The sequence below is a fragment of the Bacillus tequilensis genome (assembly GCF_012225885.1).
GTDB classification, from domain to species: domain Bacteria; phylum Bacillota; class Bacilli; order Bacillales; family Bacillaceae; genus Bacillus; species Bacillus tequilensis.
Genome location: NZ_CP048852.1, coordinates 1,632,947 through 1,650,237 on the forward strand (window position 1 = coordinate 1,632,947; position 17,291 = coordinate 1,650,237).

Consider the following 17,291-nt stretch of genomic DNA (forward strand, 5'->3'; position numbering starts at 1 on the left):
GAAAAGTAAATCAATCAGAGGTGCGAAGAAATGAGACAAAGCTTGACGCTTATTCCTACGCTCCGTGAAGTTCCAGCTGATGCCGAGGCAAAAAGTCATCAGCTTCTTCTAAGAGCAGGATTTATCAGACAGAATACGAGCGGGGTATACAGCTATATGCCTCTTGCGTATAAGGTAATTCAAAACATTCAGCAGATTGTTCGTGAAGAAATGGAGAAAATTGATGCCGTAGAAATGCTTATGCCCGCACTGCAGCAGGCTGAGACTTGGCAGGAATCAGGCAGATGGTATACGTATGGTCCTGAACTGATGAGATTAAAAGACCGTCATGGCCGTGAGTTTGCTTTAGGGGCAACGCATGAGGAAGTTATTACTTCACTTGTTCGCGATGAGGTTAAATCTTATAAGCGTCTCCCTCTGACTCTGTTTCAAATTCAGTCTAAGTTCAGAGATGAAAAACGTCCTCGCTTCGGTTTGTTAAGAGGCCGCGAATTTATTATGAAGGATGCATATTCTTTCCATGCATCTGAAGAGAGCTTGGATGAAACGTATCGGAAAATGTACGAGGCTTATTCTAATATTTTTGCCCGCTGCGGCATTAATGTAAGACCTGTCATTGCCGATTCCGGCGCAATGGGAGGAAAGGATACGCATGAGTTTATGGCACTATCTGCAATCGGAGAGGATACGATTGCGTATTCTGATGAATCACCATATGCGGCTAATATCGAAATGGCTGAAGTTCTTTATCAAGAAGTCCCTTCTGCCGAAGAGCCTAAAGCTTTAGAGAAGGTCCACACGCCTAATGTGAAAACAATAGAAGAACTGACAGCGTTTTTACAGGTTTCTGCCGACGCCTGCATCAAGTCAGTCTTGTTTAAAGCAGATGACCGTTTTGTCTTAGTGCTTGTACGAGGCGACCATGAAGTCAACGATATTAAAGTGAAAAACTTGCTTCATGCAGAAGTTGTGGAACTTGCCGCACATGAAGAGGTCATTCAGCAGCTCGGGACAGAGCCGGGCTATGTCGGCCCTGTCGGTGTCAATCAAGATGTTGAAGTATATGCTGACCAAGCTGTGAAAGCAATGGTCAATGCCGTTGCCGGTGCGAATGAAGGCGATCATCATTATCAAAATGTCAACGTGCACCGTGACGCGCAAATTAAAGAATTTGCTGATCTTCGTTTTATTAAAGAAGGCGATCCTTCACCAGACGGTAAAGGCACGATACGTTTTGCGGAAGGAATCGAAGTCGGACAAGTCTTTAAGCTTGGTACACGCTATTCAGAAGCGATGAACGCGACATACTTGGATGAAAACGGCCGCGCGCAGCCAATGTTGATGGGCTGTTATGGAATCGGTGTATCTAGAACGCTTTCTGCTATTGCTGAACAGCATCACGATGAAAAAGGATTAATATGGCCAAAGAGCGTTGCGCCGTATGATCTTCATATTCTTGCTTTGAACATGAAAAACGATGGGCAAAAAGAGCTTGCTGAAAAGCTGTATGCCGATTTAAAAGCGGAAGGCTATGAAGTGCTCTATGATGATCGTGCTGAGCGTGCAGGCGTGAAATTTGCTGATTCAGATCTAATCGGCCTTCCAATCCGCATTACAGTCGGAAAACGGGCTGACGAAGGAATTGTTGAAGTGAAAATTCGTAAAACAGGTGAGTCGACTGAGATGACAGTTGACGAATTATCTGCTTTTATCAGCAAGCAGTAATCACGATAACGATTTATTAAAAAACATGTTAAAATAGAAATAATAGAAGGTACCTCATTGCCTGAGGTACCTTCACTTATGATGTTTTTAGGGAGGGATACTGTCTTAATGGAACAGTTATCAGTAAACAGAAGGCAGTTTCAAATTCTTCTGCAGCAGATTAATATGACAGATGATACCTTCATGACATACTTTGAAGATGGCGAGATTAAAAAGCTGACGATACACAAAGCGTCTAAGTCTTGGCATTTTCATTTTCAATTTAAATCTTTGCTGCCTTTTCAATTATATGACACATTAACAACAAGGCTGACACAATCATTTGCCCACATAGCAAAAGTGACATCTTCAATTGAAGTGCAGGATGCCGATTTCAGTGAAAGTCTTGTTCAAGACTACTGGTCACGCTGCATTGAAGAATTGCAAGGCATTTCGCCGCCGATTATCAGTCTCCTAAATCAGCAAAAGCCGAAGCTGAAGGGCAATAAACTGATTGTCAAAACAAAAACGGACACAGAAGCGGCTGCCCTTAAGAATAAATACAGTTCCATGATTCAAGCGGGCTACCGGCAATTTGGTTTTCCGGATCTTCAGCTTGATGCTGAAATATTTGTATCAGAGCAAGAAGTTCAAAAGTTCCGGGAGCAAAAGCTTGCAGAAGACCAAGAGCGGGCCATGCAGGCCTTGATTGAAATGGAGAAGAAAGATAAAGAAAGTGATGAAGATCAAGTGCCGTCTGGGCCTCTTGTCATCGGTTATCAAATTAAAGATAACGAAGAAATCCGGACGCTTGACAGCATCATGGATGAAGAACGGAGAATTACGGTTCAGGGGTACGTGTTTGATGCGGAGACCCGAGAGCTGAAAAGCGGACGCACACTGTGCATCTTCAAAATTACAGACTATACAAATAGTATTTTAATTAAAATGTTTGCACGTGAAAAAGAAGATGCGGCACTGATGAAGTCTCTGAAAAAAGGAATGTGGGTAAAAGCACGCGGAAGCATCCAAAATGACACTTTTGTCAGAGATCTCGTCATGATCGCAAATGACGTTAACGAAATAAAAGCAAAAACCCGTGAAGATACGGCTCCTGAAGGAGAAAAAAGAGTGGAATTGCATCTGCATTCTCCAATGAGCCAAATGGACGCTGTTACAGGGATTGGAAAACTTGTCGAACAGGCGAAAAAGTGGGGGCATGAGGCCATCGCTTTGACTGACCATGCTGTTGTTCAATCTTTCCCTGATGCGTATTCTGCCGCCAAAAAGCATGGAATTAAAATGATTTACGGGATGGAAGCGAATCTCGTTGATGATGGTGTGCCAATTGCGTATAACGCTGCACATCGCCTTCTTGAGGAAGAAACATATGTTGTTTTCGACGTCGAAACGACTGGGTTGTCTGCTGTATACGACACCATTATTGAGCTGGCTGCAGTAAAAGTAAAAGGCGGAGAAATTATTGATAAATTTGAGGCGTTTGCGAATCCGCACCGCCCGCTCTCAGCCACAATTATAGAGCTGACAGGCATCACCGATGATATGCTTCGCGATGCTCCGGATGTCGTAGATGTGATAAGAGATTTCAGAGAATGGATCGGCGATGATATCCTTGTTGCTCATAATGCGAGCTTTGACATGGGGTTCTTAAATGTTGCTTATAAAAAGCTTCTTGAAGTCGAAAAAGCTAAAAACCCAGTCATTGATACGCTTGAGCTCGGCCGTTTCCTCTATCCGGAATTTAAGAACCATCGTCTGAACACGCTCTGTAAAAAGTTTGATATTGAGCTCACACAGCATCACCGTGCGATTTATGATACTGAGGCGACCGCTTATTTGCTCCTGAAAATGCTGAAGGACGCAGCGGAAAAGGGTATTCAGTATCATGACGAACTGAATGAAAATATGGGGCAGTCCAACGCTTATCAAAGATCAAGACCGTATCATGCAACATTACTTGCGGTGAACAGCACGGGGCTTAAAAACTTATTTAAACTTGTGTCACTATCCCATATTCATTATTTTTACAGAGTGCCTCGTATCCCAAGATCTCAGCTTGAGAAATACAGGGAAGGGCTTCTGATCGGTTCAGCCTGTGACAGGGGAGAGGTTTTTGAAGGGATGATGCAAAAATCGCCTGAAGAGGTTGAAGATGTCGCGTCATTCTATGATTATCTTGAGGTTCAGCCGCCTGAAGTGTACCGTCACTTGCTGGAGCTTGAACTCGTCCGCGATGAAAAATCACTGAAAGAAATTATTGCGAATATCACGAAACTGGGTGAAAAGCTAAATAAACCGGTTGTTGCTACGGGAAATGTACATTACTTGAATGATGAGGATAAAATCTACAGAAAGATTCTAGTATCCTCTCAAGGCGGAGCCAATCCGCTGAACAGGCATGAACTTCCGAAAGTACATTTCAGAACGACGGATGAAATGCTTGAAGCCTTTTCTTTCTTAGGTGAAGAAAAAGCGAAGGAAATCGTTGTTACCAATACCCAAAAAGTCGCTTCTTTAATCGATGACATCAAACCGATTAAAGATGACTTGTATACACCGAAAATCGAAGGCGCCGATGAAGAGATCAGAGAAATGAGCTACCAGCGTGCAAGAAGCATTTACGGCGAACAGCTGCCTGAAATTGTCGAAGCGCGGATCGAAAAAGAATTAAAGAGTATCATTGGCCACGGCTTCGCTGTTATTTATTTGATTTCTCATAAACTTGTAAAACGGTCACTGGATGACGGATATCTTGTAGGTTCCCGTGGTTCCGTTGGATCTTCATTAGTTGCGACGCTTACTGAGATCACTGAGGTGAACCCGCTGCCGCCGCACTATGTATGCTCCGAGTGCCAGCATTCTCAGTTCTTTAATGACGGCTCTGTCGGTTCCGGTTTTGACCTGCCTGACAAGACATGTCCTCATTGCGGAACGCCTTTGAAAAAAGACGGCCATGATATTCCGTTTGAAACGTTCTTAGGATTTAAAGGGGACAAAGTGCCTGATATCGACTTGAACTTCTCAGGGGAATACCAGCCGCAAGCGCACAATTACACAAAAGTATTGTTTGGAGAAGACAATGTATATCGTGCGGGAACAATAGGCACGGTGGCAGAAAAAACGGCCTACGGTTATGTGAAAGGCTATGCCGGAGATCATAATCTTCATATGCGCGGGGCTGAAGTAGATCGGCTCGTACAGGGATGTACAGGTGTAAAACGAACGACCGGACAGCACCCTGGGGGTATTATCGTTGTTCCAGATTATATGGATATTTATGATTTTTCACCAATTCAGTTCCCGGCAGACGCCACAGGTTCAGAATGGAAAACGACGCATTTTGATTTTCACTCCATCCATGACAACCTGCTAAAACTGGATATTCTCGGACACGATGACCCGACCGTCATTCGGATGCTTCAAGACTTAAGCGGAATTGATCCGAAAACAATTCCAACCGATGATCCTGAAGTGATGAAAATCTTCCAGGGAACCGAATCACTCGGTGTTACAGAAGAACAGATCGGCTGTAAAACGGGAACTCTCGGAATTCCTGAATTCGGAACCCGGTTTGTCCGGCAGATGCTTGAAGATACAAAGCCGACAACTTTTTCCGAGCTCGTTCAGATTTCAGGCTTGTCTCACGGAACAGATGTATGGCTCGGCAATGCGCAGGAGCTCATCCACAATAATATTTGTGAGCTGAGTGAGGTTATCGGCTGCCGTGATGACATTATGGTTTATTTAATCTATCAAGGCCTTGAGCCGTCCCTTGCCTTTAAAATCATGGAATTTGTGCGTAAAGGAAAAGGATTGATGCCCGAATGGGAAGAAGAAATGAAAAATAACAATGTCCCAGACTGGTATATTGATTCTTGTAAAAAGATTAAATACATGTTCCCGAAAGCTCACGCCGCAGCGTATGTATTAATGGCAGTCCGCATTGCTTACTTTAAAGTGCATCACGCGCTTCTGTATTATGCTGCTTATTTTACTGTTCGTGCAGACGATTTTGATATCGATACAATGATCAAGGGCTCTACAGCAATCAAGGCTGTAATGGAGGATATTAACTCTAAAGGACTTGATGCTTCACCAAAGGAAAAAAACCTTCTGACTGTTTTAGAATTGGCGCTTGAAATGTGTGAGAGAGGCTATTCATTCCAAAAAGTCGATTTATATCGCTCCAGCGCTGCAGAGTTTATTATTGACGGCAACAGTCTTATCCCGCCGTTTAACTCCATTCCTGGATTGGGGACGAACGCTGCTCTAAACATTGTAAAAGCTCGTGAAGAAGGCGAGTTCCTCTCGAAAGAAGATTTGCAAAAGAGAGGGAAAGTGTCAAAAACGATTTTAGAGTATTTAGATCGTCATGGCTGCCTTGAATCACTGCCAGATCAAAACCAATTGTCATTGTTCTAACATAGGAAGCAGAATTTCTTTGGAAATTCTGCTTCTATGCATATATAAGCGTAAAAAGTGCCAATGTAACATTAGAGTTTCTGTCATTTGCTTAGGTATGGTGGTAAGCGTATATCCATTTGCAATAAAAATATGGTTATGGTATAGTTTTATTGGAAATGCTAACGATTACCGAGGCAAAGAGTGGGGAAACCCGCTCTTTTGTATTGAACAAGAGAAATTTGTCTCGACATGTTCATCGTTTACTTTTTAGCCCCTGCTCTTTTGAAGCAGGGTTTTTATGCAGAGTGACGAGACGAATATGAGATCGACAGCACAAGGAGGAAGAACATGAGCAAAAAAGTGACTGACACCGTTCAAGAAATGGCTCAGCCAATCGTAGACAGCCTTCAGCTGGAACTCGTTGACATTGAATTTGTCAAAGAGGGTCAAAGCTGGTTCCTTCGCGTGTTTATTGATTCCGATGACGGTGTGGACATTGAGGAATGTGCCAAAGTAAGCGAAGCTTTAAGTGAAAAGCTTGATGAGGCAGACCCAATTAGCCAAAATTACTTTCTTGAAGTCTCATCTCCGGGAGCTGAGCGTCCGCTGAAGAAAAAAGCCGATTTCGAAAAATCACTTGGAAAAAATGTGTACATTAAGACGTATGAGCCTATTGAGGGTGTAAAAGTGTTTGAAGGTGAACTGGCTGAATTTGATGGACAAACAGTGACAGTTGAGATCACGATCAAAACAAGAAAGAAACGGATCAATATTCCGTATGACAAAATAGCTAATGCGAGATTAGCTGTTACATTCTAATGAATACAAATGTTTTAAGGGGGGAGACCGTTAAATGAGCAGTGAATTATTAGATGCTCTCACGATTCTTGAAAAAGAAAAAGGCATCAGTAAGGAAATTATCATTGAAGCAATCGAAGCTGCGTTAATTTCTGCTTATAAGCGGAATTTTAATCAAGCGCAAAATGTACGGGTGGATTTAAACCGTGAAACTGGCTCCATCCGTGTGTTTGCAAGAAAAGATGTCGTTGACGAAGTATACGACCAAAGACTGGAGATCTCTATTGAAGAGGCACAGGGCATCCATCCGGAATATATGGTCGGCGATGTCGTTGAAATCGAAGTAACGCCTAAGGATTTCGGGCGCATTGCTGCTCAAACAGCGAAGCAGGTTGTCACACAGCGTGTGCGCGAAGCTGAGCGCGGTGTGATTTATTCTGAATTTATCGACCGTGAAGAAGACATCATGACAGGTATCGTCCAGCGTCTGGACAATAAGTTTATCTACGTGTCTTTAGGCAAAATTGAAGCCTTGCTGCCGGTGAATGAGCAAATGCCAAATGAAAGCTACAAGCCTCATGACCGCATTAAGGTATATATCACAAAAGTAGAAAAAACGACGAAGGGCCCGCAGATCTATGTGTCAAGAACACATCCAGGCTTGCTAAAGCGTTTATTTGAAATCGAAGTGCCTGAAATTTATGATGGAACTGTCGAGCTGAAATCTGTTGCCAGAGAAGCCGGCGACCGTTCAAAAATTTCTGTCCGCACAGATGATCCTGACGTGGATCCTGTCGGCTCATGCGTAGGTCCTAAAGGTCAGCGTGTTCAGGCGATCGTCAATGAATTAAAAGGTGAAAAAATTGACATTGTCAACTGGTCCAGTGATCCTGTAGAATTTGTCGCAAATGCGCTCAGCCCTTCAAAAGTGATGGATGTCATCGTTAATGAAGAAGAAAAAGCGACAACTGTTATTGTTCCTGATTACCAGCTGTCTCTGGCAATTGGCAAAAGAGGACAAAACGCACGCTTAGCTGCTAAACTGACAGGCTGGAAGATTGATATTAAGAGCGAAACGGACGCAAGAGAACTTGGAATCTATCCGAGAGAACTTGAAGAAGATGACGATGAGCCGCTCTTTACGGAGCCTGAAACTGCTGAATCGGATGAATAAGAGGTGACCTTAGGTGAATAAACACAAAAAGATCCCGTTACGCAAATGTGTAGTGACTGGTGAAATGAAGCCTAAAAAGGAACTGATCCGAGTTGTTCGTTCGAAAGAAGGCGAGGTCTCAGTAGACCCGACCGGAAAAAAGAACGGACGGGGTGCTTATTTAACGCTGGATAAAGAGTGCATCTTAGCAGCAAAAAAGAAAAACACTTTGCAAAATCAATTTCAATCACAAATCGATGACCAGATTTTCGAAGAATTGCTGGAGCTGGCGGAAAAGGTGAAAAAATAAAATGTCTGGAATGGAATGGTTTCCCTTGCTGGGTCTGGCCAATCGAGCTCGTAAGGTCGTGTCAGGCGAGGACTTAGTAATCAAAGAAATCAGGAATGCGCGTGCAAAGCTTGTCCTGCTTACAGAAGATGCATCATCTAACACAGCGAAAAAAGTAACCGACAAGTGCAATTATTATAAAGTTCCTTTTAAAAAAGTTGAGAGTCGCGCGGTTCTTGGGCGCTCTATAGGTAAAGAAGCCCGTGTCGTTGTCGCCGTCACTGACCAAGGTTTTGCGAATAAGCTGATCAGCTTGCTCGATTAATATTTTTGGGGGTGAACGAATGGCTAAAATGAGAGTATACGAATATGCAAAAGCGTTAAATGTTTCAAGTAAGGAAATTTTGACCGCACTGAAAAACATGGATTTAGAAGTGAATAATCATATGGCCATGCTTGAAGAAAAGGCCATTAAACAGCTTGATGCCAAATTTAAAAAAGGCGGCGCAGCCGCTACATCTCAAAAGCCTGCAGAAACGAACAAAAACAAACAGCCGCAAGGGGTTAATCAGCAATCAGCTGGAAATCAACCAAATAAAATTCGAGACGGAAAGAAGAATGACGTGCAGAATAATCAATTTAACAAAAACAAGAAGAATAACAACAACAAAAAAAATAAACGCAACCAAAACAACAATAAAAACCAATATCAGCAAAAACCTGTAAAACCGAAAAAAGAGCTTCCGGAGAAAATTACATTCTCTGGCACTTTAACAGTCGGCGCACTGGCTGAAGAGCTTGGCAAAGAGCCTTCAGAAATCATTAAAAAGCTGATGCTTCTTGGCGTAATGGCAACCATTAACCAAGAACTTGATAAAGACACAATCGAGCTCATCGCATCAGAATATGGTGTTGAAACAGAAGAAGTCATTGTGCTTGAAGAAACCGAGCTGGAAAAATACGAAGAGGCGGATAATGAAGAGGATCTTGAAATTCGTCCTCCTGTTGTCACAATCATGGGGCACGTTGACCACGGTAAAACAACGCTTCTTGACAGCATCCGTAAAACGAAGGTTGTTGAAGGAGAAGCAGGCGGAATTACTCAGCATATCGGTGCTTACCAAATTGAAGAGAACGGCAAGAAAATTACGTTCTTGGACACTCCTGGACACGCCGCATTTACTACAATGCGTGCACGCGGTGCAGAAGTAACTGATATTACAATTCTCGTTGTAGCTGCCGATGACGGTGTAATGCCGCAAACAGTAGAAGCAATTAACCATGCAAAAGCAGCTGAGGTTCCAATTATCGTTGCTGTGAATAAAATTGATAAAGAATCCGCAAACCCTGACCGTGTCATGCAAGAACTGACGGAATACGGACTTGTCCCTGAAGCTTGGGGCGGAGAAACGATTTTTGTGCCGCTTTCCGCTTTAACTGGAAAAGGCATTGATGAACTCATTGAAATGATTTTGCTTGTCAGTGAGGTAGAGGAACTAAAAGCGAATCCGAACCGCCAGGCAAAAGGAACGGTTATTGAAGCGGAACTCGATAAAGGCAGAGGATCAGTTGCGACATTGCTCGTACAAACTGGGACACTGCATGTCGGTGATCCGATCGTAGTCGGCAACACATTCGGCCGTGTCCGTGCAATGGTTAACGATATTGGACGCCGTGTGAAAACTGCCGGCCCGTCAACTCCGGTTGAAATTACCGGTTTGAATGATGTCCCTCAAGCGGGAGACCAATTCCTTGTTTTTAAAGATGAAAAAACAGCTCGTTCTGTCGGGGAAGCCCGTGCTTCGAAACAGCTTGAAGAGCAGCGCAGCGATAAAGCGAAGCTCAGTCTTGATGACTTATTCGAGCAAATTAAACAAGGTGATGTAAAAGATATCAACCTCATCGTAAAAGCTGACGTTCAAGGATCTGCTGAAGCTTTAACAGCCGCACTTCAAAAAATTGAAGTAGAAGGCGTTAAAGTGAAAATCATTCATACAGGCGTTGGTGCGATTACTGAATCTGACATTATCTTGGCATCTGCTTCCAATGCAATTGTTATCGGGTTTAATGTGAGACCGGACGGAAATGCTAAGAGTACGGCTGAAGCTGAAAATGTAGATATTCGACTTCACCGTATCATTTACAAGGTAATTGACGAGATTGAAGCAGCCATGAAAGGTATGCTTGATCCTGAATATGAAGAAAAAGTAATTGGTCAAGTAGAAGTACGCCAAACATTCAAGGTATCTAAAATCGGTACAATTGCCGGCGGATATGTTACTGAAGGAACCATTACGCGTGACAGCGGCCTCCGTTTAATTCGTGACGGCGTCGTTATCTTCGAAGGCGAAGTAGACGTTCTGAAACGCTTTAAAGACGATGTGAAAGAAGTTTCACAAGGCTATGAATGTGGTATTACAATTAAGAAATACAATGACATTCGTGAAGGGGACATCCTTGAAGCGTATGTCATGCAAGAAATTGAAAGAACGTGATCGGATTTGCGGAGTGTGAATGCATCATTTATGATGCAGGATCGCTAAAGGAAAAGCGTGCCGTTCTGAAGCGGATCTTAACCCGGGTTCAAAACAAGTTCAATGTTTCGATTTCGGAGATTGACTACCAGGACACCTGGCAAAGAACCAGCTTTGGAATCGCCGCTGTTTCTTCCTCTCGCGTTCAAACAGAAAAAGAGCTGCAGCGCGTTCTGGCGTTTATCGATTCTTTTCCTGAAATTGAACGGACGATCACTAGAACAGAGTGGTTTTAACTTAGAGGTGATTGAATTGAGTATGAGAGCAAACCGTGTCGGCGAGCAAATGAAAAAAGAACTCGGTGATATTATCAGCCGTAAGCTGAAAGATCCGAGAATTGGTTTTCTGACAGTAACGGATGTACGTGTATCAGGTGATTTGCAAATTGCAAAGGTGTATATCTCGGTACTCGGTGACGAGAAAAAACGGGAGGAAGCGCTGAAAGGGCTGGCAAAGGCGAAAGGATTTATCCGATCCGAAATCGGCAGCCGCATCAGACTTCGAAAAACGCCTGAAATTGAATTTGAGTTCGATGAATCAATCGATTACGGAAATCGTATCGAAACATTGATTCACGAATTACATTCAGAGAAACCATCTGAATAAAAAATGGAGAGGATAGGCGTATATCGTCTGTCCTCTTTTCTGCGTTTTAAAGAGAAAAGCTTAAAAGAAGGAGTGAAAGGCAAATGGTTAACGGAGTTCTCCTTTTACATAAACCAGTTGGCATGACATCGCATGACTGTGTCATGAAGATCCGAAAACTGTTAAAAACAAAAAAAGTAGGACATACGGGAACGCTTGATCCAGAAGTGTCAGGCGTGCTTCCGATTTGTGTGGGAAGGGCGACAAAAATTGTCGAATACTTAACTGAAAAATCTAAAACGTATGATGCGGAAATCACGCTTGGCTTTTCAACGACAACAGAGGATCAAACCGGTGAAACGGTTGAAACAAAGCCTGTCAATCAAGATATTGATAAAGCAGCAGTGGAAAAGGTATTAAACAGTTTAAAGGGGCAACAAGAACAAACTCCGCCTATGTATTCCGCTGTAAAAGTAAACGGCAAAAAATTATACGAATACGCAAGGGCAGGAATTGAAGTAGAACGTCCAAAGCGTATGATTACCATCGAAGACATTGAGCTGACGACAGAGATTAAACATAGTGGAGAAACTGCAAGCTTCCGGTTTACGGTGACATGCTCAAAAGGGACCTATGTAAGAACGCTGGCGGTTATGATTGGAGAAAAGCTCGGATATCCGGCTCATATGTCTCATTTAATTCGTACGGCATCGGGAGATTTTTCTCTCGACGAATGCTTTACCTTTGATGAACTGGAAGCTCAGGCACAGGCTGGGACCGTGTGGGAGCATACAGTTCCTATTGAACGCGCGCTCAATCATTTGCCGAAATGGACCATAAGTGATACATTAGCTAAGAAAGTAGAAAATGGGGCTTTGCTTGAGATGCCCGAACAGTTTTCTGAAATGACAAGCGAAGACCGGATTGCTGTCTTTACTGAATCCGGCAGCTGTTTGGCGATCTATTTCCCACATCCTTCAAAAAATGGGCTGTTAAAGCCGGCAAAAGTATTGATGCAAAAAAGCGAACAATAGAAAAAAGGTGACCGTTCTGTGAAGACGATACATATTACACATCCGCATCATTTAATGAAAGAGGAGCAGGTAAAGTCTGTGATGGCGTTAGGGTATTTTGACGGCGTTCATCTTGGACATCAAAAGGTAATCGGCACAGCGAAGCAAATAGCCGAAGAAAAGGGCCTGTCCTTAGCTGTGATGACCTTTCATCCTCACCCTTCCCATGTATTAGGCAGGGATCAGGAGCCAAAGGATTTGATTACGCCTCTGGAAGACAAAATAAACCAAATTGAACAATTAGGCACAGAGACTCTGTATATCGTTACATTTAATGAAGTATTTGCTTCCCTTTCCCCTAAACAGTTTGTAGACCAGTATATTATCGGTCTTAATGTACAGCATGCAGTGGCGGGCTTTGACTTTACGTACGGCAAATACGGCAAGGGAACAATGGAAACCATGCCGCATGATTTAGACGGAAAAGCTGAATGCACAATGGTAGAAAAATTAACGGAGCAGGATAAAAAAATCAGCTCCTCGTATATCCGAACAGCGCTTCAAGACGGAGATGTTGAATTGGCGAGTGTCTTGCTTGGAAAGCCTTATTTTATAAAAGGAATTGTTATTCACGGTGATAAAAGAGGGCGTACCATTGGGTTTCCGACAGCAAATGTCGGTTTAAATAACAGCTATATCGTTCCGCCGACGGGTGTATATGCTGTAAAAGCGGAAGTCAACGGTGAAGTCTACAATGGCGTTTGCAATATCGGTTATAAGCCGACGTTTTATGAAAAACGTCCGGAGCAGCCTTCCATCGAGGTCAATCTGTTTGATTTCGATCAGGAGGTATACGGAGCCGCTATAAAAATCGAATGGTATAAACGAATTCGGAGCGAGCGGAAATTCAATGGCATCAAAGAATTAACAGAGCAAATTGAAAAGGATAAACAGGAGGCCATCCGTTATTTCAGCGATTTGCGGAAATAACATGCAACGCACACAAATTTTATTCTAAAATATTTGCATATAGGCACGATTTTTAGTATGATAGTTTTCGTAGTCTTAAAACCATTGCTTGGCAATCCGAAGTCACCGACGGTTGCTAGGTAACTGGGGCTAAATATGATTTGGAGGTGAAACAGGATGGCAATTACTCAAGAGCGTAAAAACCAACTCATCAGCGAGTTCAAAACACACGAATCTGATACTGGATCTCCAGAAGTTCAGATCGCTATCCTAACTGACTCAATTAACAACTTGAACGAGCATTTACGTACTCATAAGAAAGATCACCATTCACGTCGCGGTCTTCTTAAAATGGTAGGTAAGCGTCGTAATCTTCTTACGTATCTACGTAATAAAGACGTAACTCGTTACCGTGAGTTAATTAACAAACTAGGCTTACGTCGATAATCGTAAAAAGCGGGAGGATTCCCGCTTTTTTATCGTATTAAAGCGAAAATTTCTTATAACAAATCATTGAAATCCTTTTACATACTACTTTGACATTGATATGTTCAATTCATTTCGTTCATAATAGGAGTAATCGATTATTTCACACAACGAAGAGAGGAGTTCGTAATTGTATGGGACAAGAAAAACATGTCTTTACCATAGATTGGGCCGGAAGAACGCTTACAGTTGAAACCGGCCAGCTTGCCAAACAGGCAAACGGTGCTGTGATGATCCGCTACGGTGATACAGCAGTACTGAGTACAGCAACCGCTTCAAAAGAACCAAAGCCGTTGGATTTCTTCCCGCTTACTGTAAACTATGAGGAGAGATTATATGCGGTAGGGAAAATTCCGGGCGGATTTATTAAAAGAGAAGGGCGTCCAAGTGAAAAGGCGGTTCTTGCCAGCCGTTTAATTGACCGTCCGATCCGTCCGTTATTTGCCGATGGATTTCGTAATGAAGTTCAAGTCATCAGCATTGTCATGAGTGTTGACCAAAACTGCTCTTCTGAGATGGCTGCCATGTTCGGTTCATCTCTTGCGCTTTCTGTATCGGATATTCCGTTTGAAGGACCGATTGCAGGGGTGACCGTCGGACGCATTGATGATCAATTTATCATTAACCCGACCGTCGATCAGCTTGAAAAAAGCGACATCAATCTCGTTGTTGCCGGCACGAAAGATGCCATTAACATGGTAGAAGCGGGAGCGGATGAAGTTCCTGAGGAAACCATGCTTGAAGCCATTATGTTCGGCCATGAAGAGATTAAACGCCTGATTGCATTCCAAGAAGAAATTGTTGCAGCAGTCGGCAAAGAGAAATCTGAAATTAAGCTCTTTGAAATTGATGAAGAGCTTAGCGAAAAAGTAAAAGCTTTAGCAGAAGAGGATCTGCTGAAAGCTATCCAAGTTCATGAAAAGCATGCTCGTGAAGCTGCCATTAGCGAAGTGAAAAACGCAGTTGTGGCAAAATTCGAGGATGAAGAGCATGATGAAGACACAATCAAGCAAGTAAAGCAGATTTTATCCAAGATGGTAAAAAATGAAGTGCGGCGCCTGATTACTGAAGATAAGGTAAGACCGGACGGCCGCGGTGTCGATCAAATCCGCCCGCTTTCTTCAGAGGTCGGCCTCTTGCCAAGAACGCACGGATCAGGTCTGTTTACAAGAGGACAAACTCAGGCTCTCAGCGTATGTACGCTAGGTGCGCTGGGTGATGTACAAATTCTTGACGGCTTAGGTGTTGAAGAATCAAAACGGTTTATGCATCACTACAACTTCCCGCAATTCAGCGTTGGGGAAACAGGACCGATGCGCGGGCCGGGACGCCGTGAAATAGGACACGGAGCACTGGGTGAGCGTGCGCTTGAGCCAGTTATTCCGTCTGAAAAAGACTTTCCTTACACTGTCCGTCTTGTATCAGAGGTGCTTGAATCAAACGGTTCTACTTCTCAAGCAAGTATCTGTGCAAGCACACTTGCAATGATGGATGCCGGTGTACCGATTAAAGCGCCGGTTGCTGGTATCGCGATGGGTCTCGTCAAATCAGGTGAACATTACACTGTTTTGACTGATATTCAAGGCATGGAAGACGCGCTTGGAGACATGGATTTTAAAGTAGCCGGCACGGAAAAAGGCGTAACAGCGCTGCAAATGGACATTAAAATCGAAGGCCTTTCCAGAGAGATTCTTGAAGAAGCGCTTCAGCAGGCGAAAAAGGGAAGAATGGAAATCCTCAACAGCATGCTTGCGACATTAAACGAATCAAGAAAAGAGCTTTCTCGTTATGCGCCTAAGATTTTAACAATGGCCATTAATCCTGATAAAATCCGTGATGTCATCGGGCCAAGCGGAAAACAAATCAATAAAATCATCGAAGAAACCGGTGTTAAAATTGATATTGAACAGGACGGCACAATCTTTATTTCTTCAACAGATGAAAGTAGCAACCAAAAAGCGAAAAAAATCATCGAAGATCTTGTCAGAGAGGTTGAAGTCGGCCAGCTTTACTTAGGTAAAGTGAAACGAATCGAAAAATTCGGGGCTTTCGTTGAAATTTTCAGCGGAAAAGACGGTTTGGTGCACATTTCAGAGCTTGCGCTTGAACGCGTAGGAAAAGTTGAAGATGTTGTGAAAATCGGAGACGAGATTCTTGTCAAGGTCACTGAAATTGATAAACAAGGACGAGTCAATTTGTCTCGTAAAGCGGTGCTCCGTGAAGAGAAAGAAAAAGAAGAACAACAATCTTAAATGAAAACATAAAGGAGCCTGGGAGACCCGGCTTCTTTATTTTGAAGCTTTTAAAACGCAGGCGGGTTCTACCTTGTCCTTCTCCTTCATAATCTGGAGGGGAGGGGGGGACAGAACATGTACAAAAAATTTGTACCGTTTGCCGTTTTTCTATTTCTTTTTTTTGTCTCATTTGAGATGATGAAAAATCCGCACACACTTGATTATATAGGTGCAATGAAAAAAGATACGGTGACTGTCACGGCGTCCAAAGACCCGTTATATGAAGAATTGCTTCAAAAAGCGCCGGAATACGAGGTTAAGCCTCAGGATGCAAGAATTGATAAAGTGTGGAAAAGCATTCCCGGCTACAATGGATTGAAGGTCAATATTGAACAATCATATAAAAAAATGAAAAAGCACGGCGAGTTTCGAGAGAGCGATTTGGTGTACAGCCAAGTAAAACCAAACGTTCATCTTGAGTCTCTTCAGCCTGAGCCCATTTATAAAGGAAATCCAGACAAACCGATGGTGGCTTTTTTAATTAATGTGGCATGGGGAAATGAGTATTTGGAAACAATGCTTCCTATTCTGCAAAAGCACCAGGTCAAGGCGACGTTCTTTTTAGAAGGCAATTGGGTGAGAAACAATGAACAGCTCGCTAAGAAGATTGCGGAAGACGGACATGAAATCGGAAATCATTCATACAATCATCCGGATATGAGCAAACTGACTACAGGAAGAATTTCCGAGCAGCTCGACAAGACAAATGAACAAATAGAACGAACGATGGGTGTTAAGCCAAAGTGGTTCGCTCCGCCGAGCGGAAGTTTCAGAAAAGCGGTAGTCGACATTGCAGCTGAGAAACAGATGGGAACAGTCATGTGGACAGTTGATACGATCGATTGGCAAAAACCGGCTCCGTCTGCCCTTCAAACGAGAGTGTTAAGCAAGATACATAATGGTGCCATGATATTAATGCACCCGACTAATCCCACGGCGGAAAGTCTTGAAGCGCTGATTATAAAGATAAAAGATAAAGGATATGCGCTTGGAACAGTCACTGAACTAATGGACGAAACAAGACTGTTGAAGTAACAGTTG

Annotated in this window: 14 protein-coding genes; all 14 read left to right on the forward strand. The window is 43.1% G+C overall.

The features are described from left to right. Positions 1-30: 30 nt before the first annotated feature. The 14 genes from proS to G4P54_RS08735 all read left to right on the forward strand — a co-directional run bounded on the left by proS (position 31) and on the right by G4P54_RS08735 (position 17,285). Entirely contained in the window at positions 31-1,725 is a 1,695-nt protein-coding gene (proS, locus tag G4P54_RS08670) for a proline--tRNA ligase (protein ID WP_024716024.1), read from the forward strand. A 108-nt stretch (positions 1,726-1,833) separates the two neighbouring features. Further along, the gene (locus tag G4P54_RS08675; RefSeq protein WP_167872373.1) at positions 1,834-6,147 is read left to right on the forward strand and encodes a PolC-type DNA polymerase III; all 4,314 of its coding nucleotides are present in this window, start codon (positions 1,834-1,836) and stop codon (positions 6,145-6,147) included. Positions 6,148-6,477: 330 nt separating this feature from the next. Then, a complete protein-coding gene (gene rimP / locus G4P54_RS08680) occupies positions 6,478-6,948 on the forward strand; it encodes a ribosome maturation factor RimP (protein ID WP_024716022.1) in 471 nt (156 codons plus the stop codon). Between the two features lie 34 nt (positions 6,949-6,982). Then, entirely contained in the window at positions 6,983-8,101 is a 1,119-nt protein-coding gene (nusA, locus tag G4P54_RS08685; RefSeq protein WP_024716021.1) for a transcription termination factor NusA, read from the forward strand. A 13-nt stretch (positions 8,102-8,114) separates the two neighbouring features. Continuing rightward, positions 8,115-8,390 (forward strand): RNase P modulator RnpM, encoded by a 276-nt coding sequence (rnpM, locus tag G4P54_RS08690; RefSeq protein WP_064813803.1) that lies wholly within the window; start codon positions 8,115-8,117, stop codon positions 8,388-8,390. A 1-nt stretch (position 8,391) separates the two neighbouring features. Next, complete coding sequence (locus G4P54_RS08695) at positions 8,392-8,694, forward strand: YlxQ family RNA-binding protein (RefSeq protein ID WP_024716019.1); 303 nt, start codon at positions 8,392-8,394, stop codon at positions 8,692-8,694. A 19-nt stretch (positions 8,695-8,713) separates the two neighbouring features. Continuing rightward, on the forward strand, positions 8,714-10,864 hold the full coding sequence (gene infB, locus G4P54_RS08700) for a translation initiation factor IF-2 (protein WP_167872374.1): 2,151 nt from the start codon (positions 8,714-8,716) through the stop codon (positions 10,862-10,864). Then, positions 10,861-11,139 (forward strand): DUF503 domain-containing protein, encoded by a 279-nt coding sequence (locus G4P54_RS08705; protein WP_114150544.1) that lies wholly within the window; start codon positions 10,861-10,863, stop codon positions 11,137-11,139. Before infB ends, G4P54_RS08705 begins: the two co-directional genes overlap by 4 nt. A 16-nt stretch (positions 11,140-11,155) precedes the next feature. Beyond that, positions 11,156-11,509, forward strand: coding sequence for a 30S ribosome-binding factor RbfA (rbfA, locus tag G4P54_RS08710; protein ID WP_009967251.1), 354 nt, complete (start codon positions 11,156-11,158; stop codon positions 11,507-11,509). 83 nt (positions 11,510-11,592) lie between these two features. Continuing rightward, positions 11,593-12,522 carry a tRNA pseudouridine(55) synthase TruB gene (gene truB, locus G4P54_RS08715; RefSeq protein WP_167872375.1) on the forward strand — a complete coding sequence of 310 codons (930 nt, stop codon included), beginning with the start codon at positions 11,593-11,595 and terminating at the stop codon, positions 12,520-12,522. 18 nt (positions 12,523-12,540) lie between these two features. Beyond that, on the forward strand, positions 12,541-13,491 hold the full coding sequence (gene ribF, locus G4P54_RS08720; protein ID WP_167872376.1) for a bifunctional riboflavin kinase/FAD synthetase: 951 nt from the start codon (positions 12,541-12,543) through the stop codon (positions 13,489-13,491). Positions 13,492-13,647: 156 nt separating this feature from the next. Further along, positions 13,648-13,917, forward strand: a complete 270-nt coding sequence (rpsO, locus tag G4P54_RS08725) for a 30S ribosomal protein S15 (protein WP_003154182.1) — start codon at positions 13,648-13,650, stop codon at positions 13,915-13,917. A gap of 173 nt (positions 13,918-14,090) precedes the next feature. Beyond that, positions 14,091-16,208: a polyribonucleotide nucleotidyltransferase gene (pnp, locus tag G4P54_RS08730; RefSeq protein ID WP_024716014.1), complete on the forward strand. Its 2,118-nt coding sequence runs from the start codon at positions 14,091-14,093 to the stop codon at positions 16,206-16,208. Positions 16,209-16,325: 117 nt separating this feature from the next. Further along, a complete protein-coding gene (locus G4P54_RS08735) occupies positions 16,326-17,285 on the forward strand; it encodes a polysaccharide deacetylase family protein (protein ID WP_167872377.1) in 960 nt (319 codons plus the stop codon). Positions 17,286-17,291: the final 6 nt, after the last annotated feature.